This is a genomic window from Streptococcus varani, assembly GCF_001375655.1.
Classification (GTDB): Bacteria; Bacillota; Bacilli; order Lactobacillales; family Streptococcaceae; genus Streptococcus; species Streptococcus varani.
On the sequence record NZ_CTEN01000001.1, the window covers coordinates 500,014 to 516,668 of the forward strand.

General features: G+C 39.0%; 14 protein-coding genes. All 14 read left to right on the plus strand.

The annotated features are described in order from the left end of the window. Window positions 1-8 precede the first annotated feature (8 nt). The 14 genes from BN1356_RS02550 (at window position 9) to BN1356_RS02615 (ending at window position 16,577) form a co-directional block, all read left to right on the plus strand. Window positions 9-1,307, plus strand: a complete 1,299-nt coding sequence (locus BN1356_RS02550; protein WP_093649852.1) for a PTS sugar transporter subunit IIC — start codon at window positions 9-11, stop codon at window positions 1,305-1,307. Window positions 1,308-1,330: 23 nt separating this feature from the next. Continuing rightward, window positions 1,331-1,642, plus strand: a complete 312-nt coding sequence (locus tag BN1356_RS02555; protein WP_093649853.1) for a PTS sugar transporter subunit IIB — start codon at window positions 1,331-1,333, stop codon at window positions 1,640-1,642. 63 nt (window positions 1,643-1,705) lie between these two features. Beyond that, window positions 1,706-2,104 carry a C-glycoside deglycosidase beta subunit domain-containing protein gene (locus BN1356_RS02560; protein ID WP_093649854.1) on the plus strand — a complete coding sequence of 133 codons (399 nt, stop codon included), beginning with the start codon at window positions 1,706-1,708 and terminating at the stop codon, window positions 2,102-2,104. Window positions 2,105-2,115: 11 nt separating this feature from the next. Beyond that, window positions 2,116-3,171, plus strand: coding sequence for a sugar phosphate isomerase/epimerase family protein (locus BN1356_RS02565; RefSeq protein WP_093649855.1), 1,056 nt, complete (start codon window positions 2,116-2,118; stop codon window positions 3,169-3,171). Window positions 3,172-3,235: 64 nt separating this feature from the next. Next, complete coding sequence (locus BN1356_RS02570; RefSeq protein ID WP_093649856.1) at window positions 3,236-3,562, plus strand: PTS lactose/cellobiose transporter subunit IIA; 327 nt, start codon at window positions 3,236-3,238, stop codon at window positions 3,560-3,562. Window positions 3,563-3,674: 112 nt separating this feature from the next. After that, on the plus strand, window positions 3,675-5,063 hold the full coding sequence (locus BN1356_RS02575; protein WP_093649857.1) for a DHA2 family efflux MFS transporter permease subunit: 1,389 nt from the start codon (window positions 3,675-3,677) through the stop codon (window positions 5,061-5,063). A 103-nt stretch (window positions 5,064-5,166) separates the two neighbouring features. Continuing rightward, entirely contained in the window at window positions 5,167-5,433 is a 267-nt protein-coding gene (locus BN1356_RS02580) for a hypothetical protein (protein WP_093649858.1), read from the plus strand. Window positions 5,434-5,501: 68 nt separating this feature from the next. Continuing rightward, the gene (locus tag BN1356_RS02585) at window positions 5,502-7,391 is read left to right on the plus strand and encodes a helix-turn-helix domain-containing protein (RefSeq protein ID WP_176694203.1); all 1,890 of its coding nucleotides are present in this window, start codon (window positions 5,502-5,504) and stop codon (window positions 7,389-7,391) included. 157 nt (window positions 7,392-7,548) lie between these two features. Next, window positions 7,549-8,928, plus strand: a complete 1,380-nt coding sequence (locus tag BN1356_RS02590; protein WP_093649860.1) for a PTS transporter subunit EIIC — start codon at window positions 7,549-7,551, stop codon at window positions 8,926-8,928. Window positions 8,929-8,980: 52 nt separating this feature from the next. Beyond that, window positions 8,981-10,345 carry a glycoside hydrolase family 1 protein gene (locus BN1356_RS02595; protein WP_093649861.1) on the plus strand — a complete coding sequence of 455 codons (1,365 nt, stop codon included), beginning with the start codon at window positions 8,981-8,983 and terminating at the stop codon, window positions 10,343-10,345. A gap of 50 nt (window positions 10,346-10,395) precedes the next feature. Next, window positions 10,396-11,727, plus strand: a complete 1,332-nt coding sequence (locus tag BN1356_RS02600; RefSeq protein ID WP_093649862.1) for an alpha/beta hydrolase — start codon at window positions 10,396-10,398, stop codon at window positions 11,725-11,727. A gap of 129 nt (window positions 11,728-11,856) precedes the next feature. Beyond that, window positions 11,857-14,382 carry a GH39 family glycosyl hydrolase gene (locus BN1356_RS02605; RefSeq protein ID WP_093649863.1) on the plus strand — a complete coding sequence of 842 codons (2,526 nt, stop codon included), beginning with the start codon at window positions 11,857-11,859 and terminating at the stop codon, window positions 14,380-14,382. A 148-nt stretch (window positions 14,383-14,530) separates the two neighbouring features. Then, window positions 14,531-15,211 carry a histidine phosphatase family protein gene (locus BN1356_RS02610; RefSeq protein ID WP_176694204.1) on the plus strand — a complete coding sequence of 227 codons (681 nt, stop codon included), beginning with the start codon at window positions 14,531-14,533 and terminating at the stop codon, window positions 15,209-15,211. Beyond that, on the plus strand, window positions 15,189-16,577 hold the full coding sequence (locus tag BN1356_RS02615; RefSeq protein ID WP_176694205.1) for a PTS transporter subunit EIIC: 1,389 nt from the start codon (window positions 15,189-15,191) through the stop codon (window positions 16,575-16,577). The genes BN1356_RS02610 and BN1356_RS02615 overlap by 23 nt, the downstream gene beginning before the upstream one ends. Window positions 16,578-16,655: the final 78 nt, after the last annotated feature.

Below are 16,655 nucleotides of genomic sequence, written 5' to 3' on the forward strand. Positions count from 1 at the left end.
CAATGAATATGTCTTTTATGGGACACATGGATAAGGTTCAAATATTTGCTGAAAAATTTTCAGAAAATCGATATTTGAAGGCAATTAGTAAGGGGATGATAATGACACTACCTGCTACATTAACAGGGTCATTATTGAACCTAATTTCGAATATCTCGATTGAGCCGTATCAAAATTTTCTGATTGCAACGAATTTGAAAAGTTTGTTGCAGTTGCCCGGAATTTTTACAAGTAATATTTTGGCATTAATTGTTGTTTATTTCATGGCTACGAGGCTAACACAGTCTTACAAAATGGATGCAACAGTTCCTGGTATTTTAGCGGTGGTGTCATTCTTGATTTTGACCCCATTATCAAAATTCGAGGTGGAAGTCCGTGGAACGCCAACAATGACCAACTTTATTTCATTTGATTTCCTTGATCCAAGGGGAATGTTGGTTGCTATTATTATTGGTATAGTTGTTGCAGAATTGTATCGTTTCTTTGTTGTTAACAATATAACCATCAAAATGCCACCGTCAGTTCCGAAATTTGTAGAACAGTCATTTGCGGCGATCATCCCGTTCTTCTCAATTGCATCATTTATGGCAATTGTCTCATGGTTATTTGCATTGACAAGTTTTGGAAGTCTTCACCAGCTCGTGTACTCTGTATTGCAAGTTCCAATTCAAAGAATTGGTGGATCTATTTGGGGAATTTTGTTTGCATACTCACTCATCGGTTTCTTCTGGTGGTTTGGTATTCACGGTAAAGCATTGGTATTGGGTGTGTTTGGACCAATCATCCAAACAATGACTGTGGAAAATATGAATGCTGCTGTAAATGGGCTTCAATCGCCACATATCATCGACTGGGGATTCACCTCTGTCTTTATGGAAATTGGTGGTGGAGGAAGTGTGCTTGGTTTAGCGATTTGTTTCTTACTTTTCGCCAAGAGCGAGCAATACAAGAGCATTGGACGTATCACCGGTTTGACAACCTTCTTCGGCATTAATGAACCGATTACTTTTGGCGCACCAGTCAGTCTAAATATGTACTTCCTTATTCCGACAGTCATCACACCTCTAGTAACAGGTTTAATCGGATACTATTCAGTCCTATCAGGAATCGTTCCGCAAATGAAAGGGACGCAATTGCCAACAGCGACTCCAACATTCTTGAATGCCTTTCTTGTTGGGGGATGGAGAGGAATGTTGGTTCAAGCAGTCTGCTTAGTTGTCGCAGTACTCATTTATTTCCCGTTTTTCAAAGCTGCCGATTCAAAACAGCTTAAAGATGAGAAAGAGATGCTCTCTGAAGTTGCTTAAACATAGAAAACGAGGAATTTATCATGGAAAAAATCAATATTTTACTTGTGTGTAATGCTGGTATGAGTACTAGTCTTCTGATTGAAAAAATAAAACAGGCAGCAGAAGGAAAAGGAATGGTTGCAGACGTTGATGCCCGACCAGTAGACGATATTGCTTCAAATGTTGAAGGTCGGAATGTCGTTTTATTAGGTCCACAAGTTCGTTTTAAACTGAGACAAGTTAAAGAGATTGTTGAAGACAAAATTCCAGTTGATGTTATTGACATGTCGGCTTATGGAACAATGAATGGTGAAAAAGTCTTGCAACAAGCAATTACCCTAGTTTCTAAATAATTTAAAGGGTGGTTGAGATATACTTCAACCACCCTCTATTATTTATAAGAGAAAGGAAAAGTTATGGCAGGAAGAGAAATTTTCAATCCAAATTCTTTTAAAAACACTATTAAAGATAATCGAGTGATTGGTTTTGAATTTGGAATAAAGGCTCAATATTATAGAGGGATTACTCTATCAATTGTAAGGGATTTAAATATTACAATTGATGAGCAGCAGATTAAAAGGGAAGATATATTATTTAGCGTAAATGACGCTACCTTCACCTTAGAAGAAATGAGGACAGTAATTGATTCAGATTACAGATGGGAATTTGGGGAATTTGCTAAGGTTACAGTATTGAAAGAAGATGGGCTGCCTTTAGGTGAACACCACATTAAAGTCATACAAGTACTAGCTCCATCCTATATGCCATTCCAGATAGAGTCTATCTGTGAAATTGATTTTAATCTATCAGAATAGGAGATGACAGAATGAAAAGAAGTGTTTCATTATACAGTTATCAAGATGAATACTATGAGGGGAAACTGAACCTAGAATCTTGTTTAGCTGAAGTTTCAAAAACTGGTGCTGAAGGTGTAGAACTATTGGCAGAGCAAATGATAAAACGCTTTCCGGATAGTATCGATGAGGAGTCGTTTCAAGAACAATGGAAAGTGTGGTTAGAAAAGTACCAACTAAAGCCAGTTTGTTATGATGCCTTTTTAGAAAATAAACTATTTGATAACCGAACATTAACGTTAAGAGAACAAGTGAAAATGATGAAGCGAGATATTCGTTTGGCATCGATCCTAGGTTTCAAAGTGCTTAGAACACTAGTTTCAACTCCGCTTGAAGTCATCGAAGGCAGCCTGGCCTATGCAAAAGAAAAAGATGTCAAAATTGGCATTGAAGTTCATGCTCCCTTTTCTCTCAATTCAACCTGGGCAGATAGTTACCTAGATTTGATTAAACGTACCGGAACAAAACACTTTGGTTTTATTCCAGATTTAGGCATTTTTTGTAAGAGTATTCCGGATGTTGTGCGTGATAAGGCTTTAATAAGAGGAGCAAAACCAGAGTGTGTTGCTTTAGTTGATAAAGCGTATGAGAAGCGTGTGGAAGATGGATTTATAAAAATTGAGTATGACTTGAATCTTGGAAAAGCGAACATGGCCTATCGTGAGGCTAACGGGCTTTCAAAATTATTGGAGTCAGTTAAAGCCATGGGAGGCGGAAAAGCAGATTTGGATTATGCCAATGCATCCTTCACTTATTCCTGGTCAGATCCTCAAGATTTGATTGATAATATTGACCATATTATCCATATTCACGCAAAATTTTATAATGTACACGATGACTATGTTGAGACATCGGTTGCAATTCCGGAAATCATTGATGCACTCAAAACCGCGGGATATTCAGGATATTTAAGTTCAGAATATGAGGGCGGAGAGCACCTAAGGAACTATACAAATGTTGATAGCATTGAACAGGTGAGAAGACACCAACAGCTATTAAAAGATTCGATCAGTCTAATTTCTAACTAACGATAGTAGAAGTGGCTGTGTTTCAGTCACTTCATTTTTATTCAAACTAAGTTGAGGGTTTAAAATGGAAAATGAAAACATGCTCGTCTTTATGGAGCTGATTATGCACTCAGGAAATGGGAAAAGTGATGCCTTTGAAGCGATTCAATTTGCAAAAAATGGTGATTTTGAACAAGCGGACGCGATGCTGGCTTCGGCTAAAAAATCCTTAATAGAAGCTCACCACGTTCAAACCAATATGCTAACCGAAGAAGCTCGAGGGAGCAAGACGGAAATGACATTATTGGGAGTTCACAGTCAAGATCATTTGATGACAGCGATGACCTTTATGGATTTAGCGGTTGAAATGATTGACATGTATAAAAAGATGTATCAACAAAAAAATATATAATTGCTGTTCAAGGCTAAAGCCAATTGATTCAGTAAAAGATAAGCTGGGCTGGAGGTTTGTTATCAAATCCACCACTGGTTAATAATAAGTTTTAGATAAGATTGGTGAGAAAATGAAAAATGAAAAAATTTCGATGAAAGTGATTGGTGCCATAGTTGCAACTGGAATCATGTCCTTTTGTGGGGTACTTGGAGAGACAGCAATGAACGTTGCCTTTCCTACTTTCATACAGGAATTCCAAATCAGCACAGCGCTGGTACAGTGGTTGACAACAATTTATCTACTTGTACTATCTATTGTTGTTCCGATATCAGGATTCCTCAAACATCGTTTTAAGAATAAGATCTTGTTTGTAGCTAGTGTTCTGCTCTTTACAGCTGGAGTTATCATTGCATCTTGGTCTCATAGTTTTGAACTATTGCTGTTAGGCCGTGCTGTACAAGGAATAGGTACAGGGATTGCGTTACCGTTGATGTTTAATATTATTATGGAACAAACCCCTGTTTCAAAGTTAGGTATGATGATGGGGGTTGGCACCATGATTCCTGCCATTGCACCAGCTATTGGCCCAATTTTTGGTGGAATTGTGATCACCCAATGGGGGTGGCGCTACATTTTTATTCTCTTAATTCCAGTGTTGCTGATTGCCTTTGTTTTAGGGTTATCAACGATTGAACAAAAGAGTGAAACTAGGAATGAAACGTTAGATTTGCTTGGTTTGTTCATGATTGCTATCATGTTTACAGGGTTAATCTTTGGCTTTAGCAATGTTGGCAGTCAATCGTTTATAAGCTTGCAAGTTGGAGGCGCTTTTTTCTTGTCTTTTCTGGGGATGCTTGGTCTGATTATAGCATCTAAGAGAACTGAGTCACCGCTCTTACGTTTAGAACTATTGAAAGAGCATAAGTTTCTCATTCATGTCCTATCCTTCTTTATTATTCAACTGGTGCTGATGGGATTGGTCTTCATCCTGCCCAACTATATTCAAATCGTGAATGGAGAAAGTCCACAAATTTCAGGTTTTGTAGTATTTCCTGGTGCAGCTCTTGGAGCACTAATGACACCGGTAGGTGGCAAGTTACTTGATAAATTTGGACCTAAAAAACCAATTTTAATTGGTAGTATCATTTTATTAATTTCTTTACTTGTTTATTGGATGCTAGTGCCTAACCTATCGAATATTTTAGTTGGAGTTTTGTATTTTATTTTTACACTCGGAATTAGTTTAAGTTTTGGGAATTTGATGACCAATGGTTTACACCAGTTAAGAGAAACGATGCAACCAGATGGGAATGCTATTATTATGACTTTCCAACAAGTTGCTGGTGCAATGGGAACAGCAATTGTTGCTTCCATCATCTCCCTTTATCAAAATAGCGGAGAATATGACTTTGTGGCAGGGACTATCAATGGTTCTCAAATTGGACTCGTTTTCTTAATTGCTCTAACATTGATTGAATTGTTATTAGTGTTGAGTGTATTTCGTAATGCTAAGTCTTAATCATAACTGAAAGGATGTTTCAATAAGGAAATATCCTTTTTTGTGGTAGATAGGTCGTTTAAATATGTTAAAATAGTGATAAAGTAACCTGAAAGGAGATGCCATGTTAGAGATTGAGGTTTATGATAGGCTTGTAAGGCCACCTAAAACAGCTATTCGCTTGGTCTATAATCTAGGAAAAAAACTGACGGTTAACCGGAGTGTTTTGGGACAGTTTGACATGATACTGGTTGATGAATTAGAAGATCTGCTACTTGAAAGCGACGTTCCAAATCCTTCTTATGCGGTATTTTACCTGAATTCTCACGCCATTCGAGGGCTGTTTCATCATCAATCCGTGGTTTTTGAATGCGATGTACATCTGGCTTAAACAGTAACTATCAATTATTGCAAAAAACATTGACTCATTTGTTATTGTCTTGGTCGGATGAAAGTCCCATGGCGGAAGCTGAATTCAAACGATGGTCTTATGACTTGTGTTTGATACTCATGCAACATTTTAGAGTGAGTAGACTTAGTAGTGGGGAGGAAAATTTAGCTGATAAACTAAAAAGTTATGTCCAATCTCATTTCCAAGAGGAACTAACTCTTTCAACTATGAGTGCAGATTTCTACATGACACCTCAGTATTTTTCGAAAATTTTCAAAGAGAAGATGGGGGAAACCTTCTATAAGTATCTCACAAGAATTCGTTTGGATTATGCCAAGGACCTTCTAGATGTGAGCCAAAGAAATGTGTTGCAAGTATCCTTGGAAAGTGGTTTTCCAAATATCAATGCTTTAAACAGAGCTTTTAAGGAAAAATTCCAAATCTTACCAAGTGAATATCGGAAGCAAATCCGTACCGAGTCTCAGAAGAGACAGCAGCCTAGTTTTCAAGAGTTATCGCGCTTGTTAAAAGGGCAGGAAGAGGAAAAAGTAAGCGACAAGGGTCAATCTTTATCTATTGACACCTCGCAACGAAAGATTGTGCAGCCATTCTGGAAGAAAATCATCAATATTGGTCATTTTGAGCAACTGGATTCGCAACAGGTAAAGGAGCAACTGCTCTCCTTTCAGACTCATCTTAGTTTTGAATACATCCGCTTGAAGTTAGACACTCCAGTTCTTCCTCAAGAAAACTATGGTTTTTATAAGGAAGAAAATATCATGGATTTCTTCGTCAAACAAGGGGTGAAGTTTCAGTTTGTCCTTGATTTTCGCCAGGTAAAACAAAAAGAGCATGCCCTAACTTTTTTAAAGAACTTCCTCTCTCACTTTTCCAATCGGTACAGCATCGATAAGGTTCGTCAGTGGCGGTTCGAATTGGATTATATGACGGTTTTTGATGAGGACAAGTGTTTGCGATATGGACGCTCCTATGCAGAGCTGACTTCGATTCTCTCAAGTTACAAGGTAGAGGAGAGTTTGTTTGGGCCTGGATTTGTGCTTGGAGATGTGGAGAGTTTACGCCTCTTTCAAAGCATGGTTTCCAAGGGAAAAGTGCCGAGGATTCAACAACTGACCTTTCATGTTCGGCAAGATGTTGCTTACCGTTCGAGCAATCAGATTGTGATTCGGAAAATCACGGATCAGCAACATGTCCGCAATCAGCTAGAGATGCTATCTGCCTTCTTAGATTCCGATTTCCATCATATTCATATTGTGGAATGGAAGGATTATTCTCCACAGCAGCCTTGGATTAATGATACAAGTTTTAAGGCGGCTAATACTATTAGCACAACCTTGGCTTGTTTTGATGAATTAGCAGACATTGCTTGGAATATTCCGCTTGATTTGCTGTTGGATCATCACAAGGGGAATATCTTATCCGGGTATGAGGGTTGTATCACCATTCATGGTATTGCTAAACCGACATTTTATGCCCACCATTTTTTGAATCGGCATGGAGAGGACTTTTTAGGGAAAGATGATTATTCACTGGTGACAGCATCAGGACACAATATTACCATTCTTACTCACAATTGTTCACAGTTGAATTATCGGTATTATTTGGAAGAGGACTCGAGTGAGTACGAGCATGCTGATTACTTTGAGAAAGAAGAATCAAGAGAGTTTACGTATCAGCTGAAAGAAATGAAATCGGGCAAATACCTGATTAAGACGCGTGTCATCAATGCTCAATCCGGAAGTGTCAAGGAGTTGGTTGAACAAGTCTTTTTAGATACCACCATGAATGTAGGAGAATCAGAAATTGACTTTTTAAGAAAACAGGCCATTCCACGTTTAACAGTTTCAAAGGTTGCGGTAGAAGAGAATAGTCTAGGTTTATCTATGACACTGGAACCAAATGAAATTCGCCATACCCATATTATTTATCTTTATTAATAGAGAGACATCTTAAAAATAAATTCAAATTTTTAAGGTGTTTTTTTCTTTTAGTGCGATTGTGATTAATTTTTGTTGGATTACTCTTTAAGAATTCAAGAGAAATGAATACTCAGTTTATATAAAATAAAGATAGAAAAAACAAAGGAGAACCATTATGGACTACAAAAGATTGAGCCAACAGATTTTACAATATGTTGGTGGAGAAGCAAATATTGAATCAGCAACACACTGTGTAACCCGTCTTCGACTCAAATTGAAGGACGAAACGAAAGCCAATACAGCTAAGATTGAAGGCCTAGATGGTGTTATCGGCGTTGTTCAAGCCAGCGGACAGTATCAAATCATCATCGGACAAGAAGTTGATGGGGTTTACAAAGCTTTTTCAGAACTTTTCAGCCATAAAAAGTTACAGGGAGAAGTTGAAGCAGACCATCTGCCAGAAAAACCAACTGGAATCAGGGGGTATCTGGGAAATGCGTTGGATATTTTCATCAGCTGCTTTACACCTCTAGTTCCGGTTATTGCTGGAAGCGGGATGATTAAAGTTATCTGTACTCTTCTTGCAACCTTTGAAATTTTAAGTAAAGATGACTCGACCTACCAATTGCTCAATATGATTGGTGATGGTGTTTACTATTTCCTTCCAATTATGGTTGGTTATACAGCCGCTAAACGCTTGAATGTGGATGTCTTTATTGGTATGGTACTCGGTGCCATCATGATTCACCCAACCTTGATGAGTTTGGCAGGAGAAAATAATGTAGCTTACACAAGCCTAGCAGGTCTACCAGTTAAAATTGTCAATTATAGTGCACAAGCCTTGCCAGTTATCTTGACAGTAGCCTTGGCGAAATATGTAGATGCCTTTGCAGATAAAATCTCTCCTAAAATGATCAAGATCTTCCTTCGTCCTATGCTGACCCTCTTGATTGTGGCACCTATTATGCTAAGTGTGATTGCGCCATTGGGAAGTATTTTGGGAGACTACTTCCAAGCCTTTGCCAATCTTATGAACCATTGGGGTTGGATTGCAGTCGGTTTGAATGCTGCCCTCTTCCCACTCTTGGTCTTGACTGGTATGCACAATGCCCTTATTCCATTGATTATCACCATGTTTGCAAGCCAAGGATTTGATGCGGTTCTCATCCCGTCAGGCCTCATTGCCAATATTGCTGAAGGTGGTGCGGCAGCGGCTGTTGCAGCTCGTGCAAAAAATAAAGCGACGAAGAGTGTGGCAGCATCAGCAGCAATTTCCGCAGTGCTTGGTATTACAGAACCTGCCCTCTATGGTGTAAACCTTCGCTTTAAGAAACCATTCTATGCTATGTTGCTTGGTTCCCTGATTTCAGGTTCTATCGCAGGGTTGATTGGTTTGACAGCTTACAGTTTTGTTAGTCCAAGTTTGCTATCTCTCCCAATCTTTATTGGCGAAAATAGCAATCTTGTCACCGCAGCAATCTGTGCAATCCTAGCCTTTGTCATTACCTTTGTTCTGGCATATGCATTTGGAATTGATGAAGAACAACATACCTAGGAAGGTAGGAGGCTAGATAGCTTCCTACTTTACCTTTCAGAGAGGAAAGACGATGAAAAAAGATTTTTTTTGGGGAGCTTCTACAGCTGTCAATCAAGTTGAAGGTGGTTGGGATGCAGATGGAAAGGGTATCAGTGTCATCGATGTGTTAGCTCAAACAACTGGTCACCGTGAAGAGACACGTGGCGTTTTAGAAGGTCACTATTACTCTTCTCATCAGGCAGTTGATTTTTACCATCATTTCGAAGAGGACATTGCTCTCATGGCTGAGATGGGACTGAATTCCTATCGCATGTCTATTGCTTGGACACGCATTTATCCAACTGGTTTGGAAGCAGAGCCAAATGAAGCGGGGCTCGCCTTTTATGATAAGGTTTTTGATACTCTACAGAAACATGGGATTGAGCCGATTGTGACGATTTCTCACTATGAACCACCCTTTGAATTAGCCCTTCAAGGTGGTTGGTCCAAACGTCGCATGATTGATTTGTATTTAAAATATTGTCAAACGATTTTTGAACGGTACAAGGATAAGGTGAGATATTGGATTACCTTTAATGAAATCAACTGTATGTTGGTACCATTTGGTATCATGACGGCTGGTGGCGTTTTCAGTCCGATTCGTTCCGAGGAGAACACTCTTCAATTGCGTTTGCAGTGCTTACATCATCAATTTGTAGCGAGTGCCAAGGCTGTTCTTTTAGCAAAATCCATCAATTCAAATTTCCAAATGGGTTGTATGATAGCCTCTATGCTCAATTATCCTCTAACGCCAAATCAAGAAGATGTCCGTTTGGCGGATAAGGAAAATCTGATTAAAAATATGTTTTGTAGTGATGTCATGATTAGAGGGAATTACCCTTATTACATTAAAGAATATTTTGCAGAAAATCAGATAGAACTGCTAACAGAAGAAGGGGATGCAGATATCCTCAGTCAAGGAACGGTTGATTTCTATTCTTGTTCTTACTATATGTCATCCTGTGTCGGAGTGGATCCGGATGCTAAGGCAGTCAGTGGCAATCTTCTAGCTGGACTGAGCAATCCGTACCTAGTCGAAAGTGAGTTTGGCTGGCAGATTGATCCAAAAGGTATGGAAATCTTCTTGCACCGTGTTTATGATCGCTACCAGTTGCCAATTATGATTGTGGAAAATGGACTGGGAGCAAAAGATGAGTTGGTAGATGGACAAATTCACGACGATTACCGCATTGCCTACCTTAGAGAACATATCAAAACCTTGAAAAATGTTAGTAATCAAGGTGTAGATGTTATCGGTTATCTCCCATGGAGTGCCATTGATTTGATGGCTCTCTCCACAGGTACCATTGATAAACGCTATGGTTTTATCTATGTTGATGTGGATAGTGATGGGAATGGTAGCTTCAAACGCTACCGCAAGGATTCTTTCTATTAGTATCAAAAAGTCATCGCCACAAATGGCGAAAATATGGAGTGAGGTTTATCATGAAGAAATATCTCTTATTTGGAGCATCTCTATGCTTATTGTCAACTCTGGCTGCTTGTCAATCAAATTCTGCAACAAAAAATGTAGATTTATCCGGCACCTACACCGCCTATCTTCAAGGAGATGATTGGGGAGAAAGTATCAGTAAGATTACCTTGAAATTAGACAAAGAAGTGGATGCTAAAACCATCTCAGCGGACGATTTCAAAATCACAGAAAAAAGAGAAATATTTGATTGGAAACAACCTGAAAAAGGCTTGATTCCAACTGACTTTGACCGCACAGTCTTGGATGCTTATGTTAGTGATGAAGATGGCAAAAAAGAGGATAAAAACAGCACCTATGTGACATTGGAAATGGCTGTTGGACCAAATGATGGCCGTTATTTTGTGGCAGGACCAGGATCCCCCTCTAGCCAGTATCCTGAACTATATGAATTGGGAATTAGTTTGTCTGATAAAAGCGATGTAACCTCTGACGGTAGCAAGGTTGAAAAATTGACCATTGATTCCAAGATGACAGGCTTGAGCCATTCGGCTGAGAATTTCAAAATCGCTGATTTTAAGTCCACAGATGGGGTTGATTACAAATATGCAAGCTTTGAACCAGAAGAGAAAAGCGATATTCTTGTCGTATGGCTTCACGGACTCATGGAAGGTGGTAAGGAAAATACAGATCCTTACATTACTCTGTTAGGAAATGAAGCGGCTAACCTGGGCAAGAAAGAATTTCAAGAAACCATGGGAGGTGCGCATGTTCTAGTACCACAATCTCCAAGTTTTTGGATGGATAAGACTGGTAGTGACCAACTCGTTGAAGGGAAGATCATTTCGGATGGTACATCCTTCTATTCCAAGTCTCTCCATGAGTTAATCACAGACTATAAAGAAAAAGTTGGGGCTAAGAAAGTCATCATTGCAGGAGCTTCAAACGGTGGTTATATGGGAATGGTTCTGGCCCGTGAATATGGCAAAGAATACGATGGCTACATGCTTCTCTGCGAGGCCATGGAGGACCGCTTTGTTACAGATGAGGCTATTCAAAAGTTGAAAGATTTACCGCTCTACTTTGTTTACTCAAAGGATGATCCATTGGTTCTTCCAGAAGTTAACGAAATTCCAACCGTCAATCGTTTGAAAGCAGCTGGTGCTGCCGACCTCCAAGTAGCTGTCTTTGATCATGTCCAAGATACCAGCGGACGCTTGAAAGATGACAAAGGGCAACCATATGACTTCGGTGGTCACTCCGTTTGGGTGCCATTCTTCAACAATGAAGTCAAAAGTGAGACAGGAGTCTCTGCTTGGGAATGGATGGCGGAGCAAGTGAAGTAGGGACTTTATCAACTAGATTTTTAAAATGAAGATAACTGAAGTGAGTCAATAACTTCAGTTTTTTAATACCCATTTATCAATTTAATATATGTAAACAGTTTCAAAAAATATATCGAAAACTAGTGATTTATGTTAGAATGGGATTATACTGTTTTGATTTCGCTTACATTGATTTTAGCAGGGCAAGATGTAGCGGATATAATGAAATGGTTAGATATATACAGACTGGTGGAGAATGGAATGAACTTTCTTGATGCTTGGAGTCACATTGATATAAATACGATTCGAAAAAACGAAACACTCCAATTTTTTGATAACAAAATAAGAATTATCTATTCGTTATTGGGTAGCGTAAATATTCAGCGAAATGATGAGTCCACGACCTTAGGTAATGACGATTTTTTTATTCTGAGCAACGCAACTCGCTATGAGCTGTCTCAGATGAAGGGGAAGGTTTATTATTTTGCTCTGGATTATTTCCGGGGCAATATGAGCGAGGTTGAATATATCTTTCAAGGGGACTCGGTCAATAAGGTCAAGGGTTCAGATTTCGAGGTTTCTCAGTCCTTGAAACAGTTACTTCTTTTTAAAGCGACGGGGTCAACATTATCAAATAGCCGCCTCTATGAAGAATATTTTTCACTGATTTCTATATTAGAGTCGTATTATTCTGCGGAAATAAAATTTAAAAATAAAAAAAATGGTCGTATTAAAATTGAAGATTTGAAAATTTATATCGACAACTATTTTGATCGAGACTTAACCTTGACGAATCTAGCACAAAAAATGTTTGTTTCGGAACAGTACCTCTCAAAACTTTTTAAAGAGGAAGTTGGAATCGGTATTTCTGAGTACATCATCCGCAAGAGACTAGAGAAAGTTCGTAGTTTTTTGACAGAAACAGAGTTGTCCATTACAGATATTGCCTTTTCTGCTGGGTTTAGCAATATCAACTCCTTTAATCGCCTCTTTAAAAAATACCAAGGGTTAACACCAAGTGACTATCGCTCTGAAACCAAAAAAAATGTAGTTATTTCCAGTAAACCAAATCAGCAAGTCGAAGATGATTTTTCTGATGTTAAAGAATTCATTGAAAATGATTTAAAAGAGAGTAAAAGTTCAATTATTCAGATATCAACTGCGAATGCCAGCCCATACCATCACGATAAGTTGATGATTAATTTGGGAGCAGCAGAGGATTTGCTTCATCGCTCTTATATCAAAACGGTAAAACCAATCAGTCAGTATGCAGAATTTCGTTATGGTCGAGTTTGGGGATTGATTAGTCAATCTATTTTGACAGAGCATGATGGGTTCTTTGATTTTGCAAAAGTAGACGAAGTTTTACAGGCTATTTTAGATTTAGGCCTGAAACCATTTATTGAATTAGGTATAAAAGGAAAGGTTATTCATGGAGCTAACCGAAAGATTATAAAACAGTCTCTCCTGAGCTTACCAAATCAGAGCATGGAGAATCTATTGAATCGTTATAGTATTTTGGTTGAACACTGCATTGAGAAATTTGGTTATGATGAAGTCACTAACTGGATATTTGAAGTTTGGAAGCCGAACAAAATGGTATTGGGTGCTGTTGATCAACTCTCCTTAGGTCAGTTTGATTATAAGGGAAAAACCATTGACATTACAAGCAATGAAGGATATCTCAGCTTCTTTACCTTCATTTATCAAAGAATAAAAGGAATCTTACCCGGTGTTAAAATTGGCGGATGCGGTCTGAGTGTCGGGATTGAAGGTCGAGAAACAGATGACTTATTAGCGTCTTGGGCTAAGAATGGAGTTGGACCAGACTTTCTAAGCCTCTATGTCTTCCCGATGGATATTGTCAAGGAACGTACGCTACACAATTCCGACTTTTATATCTCTCCTGATTCGGATTACTTAATTCGAACGGTCAAGAATGTTAAAGATTATCTGAAACAGATTGATTGGGAACGCCCGATATTTATCACAGAGTTTAATGTCACCATTTCTGGTCGAGACATCATAAATGATACCAGTTTTAAAGGGGCCTATATTTTAAAGAATACTTTGCCAATTATAGATCAAGTTGACTTACTTGGTTACTGGCAATTATCGGATTTCTCATCTACAGCAATTGATGTGGCTAATGATGAAATTTTTGGTGGTTCAGGGATTATTACAAAGAGTGGGATACCCAAGCCAGCTTTTTATGCCTTTGATTTTCTTAGTAGTTTAGGAAGCGAGGTACTTTACCTCTCCGATGGTTTAATCGTTACACGGGATAAACAAAAAATTCAAGTTTTAGCTTACCATTATTGCCATCTCAACAGCCAATATTATTATGTGGATGAAAAGGTATTTGATAAGAACAATATTGGTGATATGTTTGAGCAAGATGGCATTAGTAAGTTTGAAATCATTTTGACGGAATTAACGAGTGATAAACCTTATCAGATGCGTAAACGGAAAATGGGTGTTGGGAACGGTGCAATCTTAGGAGAGGCTAATCTCTTTAGTAGTACCAGTAACTATCGGAGCGATGAAGTGGATTACTTGATTCATCGTTGTCTACCGACCTTGAGCAGAGATTCTTTCAAGGCGGGACCAGAAGGGTTGCGAGTTCGTTTTGAGCTTCAACCGCACGATATGATCTTTATTGAAATTAGTCAATGATAAAAAAAGATGTATCTTTTTTAAGATTGAAATATTTTCATGTTATAGGAGTTTAAAAACGTATCAGAAAGATGCGTTTTTTTTTGCTAGTTGGAAAGTTTTGAAAGCGATATCATTAATGTACAAGCAAAGGAGGGTAAATACTTACATGAGATTATACTTAGTGCGGCATGGAGAGACTTACCTAAATAAATACAAACGCATGCAAGGTTGGGCAGATACTCCCTTAACGGATGCAGGTATCGAAATGGCTCGAGAGTGTGGGGAACATCTTAAGCAATACCCGATTACCCAAATGATTACATCAGATATGGGAAGAACGATCCAAACAGGCAATGAGATCGCCAAGGTATTGGGTTTGAAATCAGATATCAAGCAAATACCAGCCTTTCGGGAGACTTTTTTTGGTTACTATGAAGGAGCTGATGCGGATCAGGCGTGGACGGATGTGGCGCAAAAAAATGGCTTTGCACTTGTGGGTGAGCTCTATCAAAGTGCCAAGATTTCTGATATTGAAAATTGTTTCCATAAGGCAGATCCAACTGGAGATGCTGAGGATTACTACACATTTATGTCTAGAGTGATAGCGGGACTAGAGCAGGTGGAAGCAACATATGATAAGGGTGATCACATTGTCATTGTTACCCATGGCAATACCATCCGCAATCTTGCTTGTTATGTCGATCCATCTGTCAATCCGACAGAGCAACTCGTCAATGCGGGAGTCAGCATCATCGAAATAGCTGATGGAACGCGCAACTTAATTTCGTATAATATTAAACCAAATGATACATGGAGGTTATCAGATGAAGTATCAACAACAGATTGACGGCATTCTTGAAGCTGTCGGAGGAAAAGACAATGTCATCAGTGCTAGCCACTGTTTCACACGTTTACGCTTGCAATTCAGAGACTATGATATCGTCGATGATGCCAAAGTTAGGGCAGTTAAGGGAGTTGTAGGACTCAATAAACAAGGAAAAGAATACCAGATTATCATCGGTACAGAAGTTGGAAATCTCTATCCAGAGTTTATTGAAGCAGCGAACGTTCGTGCCCAAGAGCAGGTTCAAGTCAAAGAAGCAGAAGCTAAAGAAAAACTCTTTGATAAAATCATTGGTATTGTAGTCGGGACCTTCGTTCCTTTGATTGGTTTGATTGCAGCAGGTGGTACGATTAAGGGGGTACTTTCTCTTCTTGTGCAGCTGAAAATGATGTCCAATGAGTCGTCAACTTACCTCGTACTCTTTGCGGCAGCCAATGCGATTTTCTATTTCTTCCCAGTATTCATCGGCTTCACTGCAGGTAAAAAGTTTGGGGCAACGCCCTACTTATCAGCCCTTATTGGTGCAATTTTGATTTATCCAACCTTGATTGAAGCAGCAACTGCTGGAAATCCTGGTCATTTGTTTGCGATTCCATTGACTTACCTCAACTATTCAAACACAGTATTGCCTGCAATCTTTGCAGCTTGGTTGGTATCTATTTTAGAAAAATTCTTCAAAAAGACCTTGCCTCATGTATTGCAGATGGTATTTGTACCATTCTTTGTCATCATTCTTGCAGTTCCGATTGTTCTTCTTGTAGTAGGCCCATTAGTAACACTGCTCTCTAATGTTCTCTCAGCAGGTTTGGAGTGGATTTTCAACTTTAGCCCAATCTTGACGGGTATCATCTTTGGTGGTCTCTGGTCCGTTATCATCTTGTTTGGTTTGGCTTGGGTTGTTGTTCCAATTCTTATCAACTACACCATCCAATATGGTTATGACCCAATCTACGGAATGCTTGCACCAGCTGCTCTTGGTATGGCAGGTGCGGTATTAGCGGTAGCTCTTCGCAGTAAAAATAGCGAGTTGAAAGCCCTAGGTTATTCAACTGGTCTAACAGCCATCCTTGGGGTAACAGAACCAGCGATGTACGGCATTGCCATTCCATCTAGAAAAACATTTGTAACGGCTTCAATTGGTACGGCGATAGCCGGTGGAGTTGTAGGAATGATGGGGGTGAAAATTTTTGCCCCGGGGTTATCAGGAATTTTTAATGTTTTTGCTTACTTCGGAGGCGATAATCTCAGTCAAAATGTCTTCTGGGGAATTTCTACATTGGTCATTGCCTTTGTGGCAGCCTTTGTACTCACTTACTTCTTCGGAGGTTGGAGTGATGAAGATTTCGAAAGCAAATTAGCTGGAGAATAGTGATTTTCGACAGAGTATGAAATAGATCAGAAAAGCTTATTCCAGTGACCTACCCGGTTTAGTGGGATAAGCTTTTTA

Excerpts from the sequence above, each read along its gene's own strand:
- BN1356_RS02600 (WP_093649862.1), top strand. The coding sequence starts at position 10,396 with ATGAAGAAATATCTCTTATTTGGAGCATCTCTATGCTTATTGTCAACT.
- BN1356_RS02560 (WP_093649854.1), top strand. The coding sequence starts at position 1,706 with ATGGCAGGAAGAGAAATTTTCAATCCAAATTCTTTTAAAAACACTATT.
- BN1356_RS02590 (WP_093649860.1), top strand. The coding sequence starts at position 7,549 with ATGGACTACAAAAGATTGAGCCAACAGATTTTACAATATGTTGGTGGA.
- BN1356_RS02570 (WP_093649856.1), top strand. The coding sequence starts at position 3,236 with ATGGAAAATGAAAACATGCTCGTCTTTATGGAGCTGATTATGCACTCA.
- BN1356_RS02595 (WP_093649861.1), top strand. The coding sequence starts at position 8,981 with ATGAAAAAAGATTTTTTTTGGGGAGCTTCTACAGCTGTCAATCAAGTT.
- BN1356_RS02555 (WP_093649853.1), top strand. The coding sequence starts at position 1,331 with ATGGAAAAAATCAATATTTTACTTGTGTGTAATGCTGGTATGAGTACT.
- BN1356_RS02605 (WP_093649863.1), top strand. The coding sequence starts at position 11,857 with ATGTTAGAATGGGATTATACTGTTTTGATTTCGCTTACATTGATTTTA.
- BN1356_RS02610 (WP_176694204.1), top strand. The coding sequence starts at position 14,531 with ATGAGATTATACTTAGTGCGGCATGGAGAGACTTACCTAAATAAATAC.
- BN1356_RS02550 (WP_093649852.1), top strand. The coding sequence starts at position 9 with ATGTCTTTTATGGGACACATGGATAAGGTTCAAATATTTGCTGAAAAA.
- BN1356_RS02585 (WP_176694203.1), top strand. The coding sequence starts at position 5,502 with ATGGCGGAAGCTGAATTCAAACGATGGTCTTATGACTTGTGTTTGATA.
- BN1356_RS02580 (WP_093649858.1), top strand. The coding sequence starts at position 5,167 with ATGTTAGAGATTGAGGTTTATGATAGGCTTGTAAGGCCACCTAAAACA.
- BN1356_RS02565 (WP_093649855.1), top strand. The coding sequence starts at position 2,116 with ATGAAAAGAAGTGTTTCATTATACAGTTATCAAGATGAATACTATGAG.
- BN1356_RS02575 (WP_093649857.1), top strand. The coding sequence starts at position 3,675 with ATGAAAAATGAAAAAATTTCGATGAAAGTGATTGGTGCCATAGTTGCA.
- BN1356_RS02615 (WP_176694205.1), top strand. The coding sequence starts at position 15,189 with ATGAAGTATCAACAACAGATTGACGGCATTCTTGAAGCTGTCGGAGGA.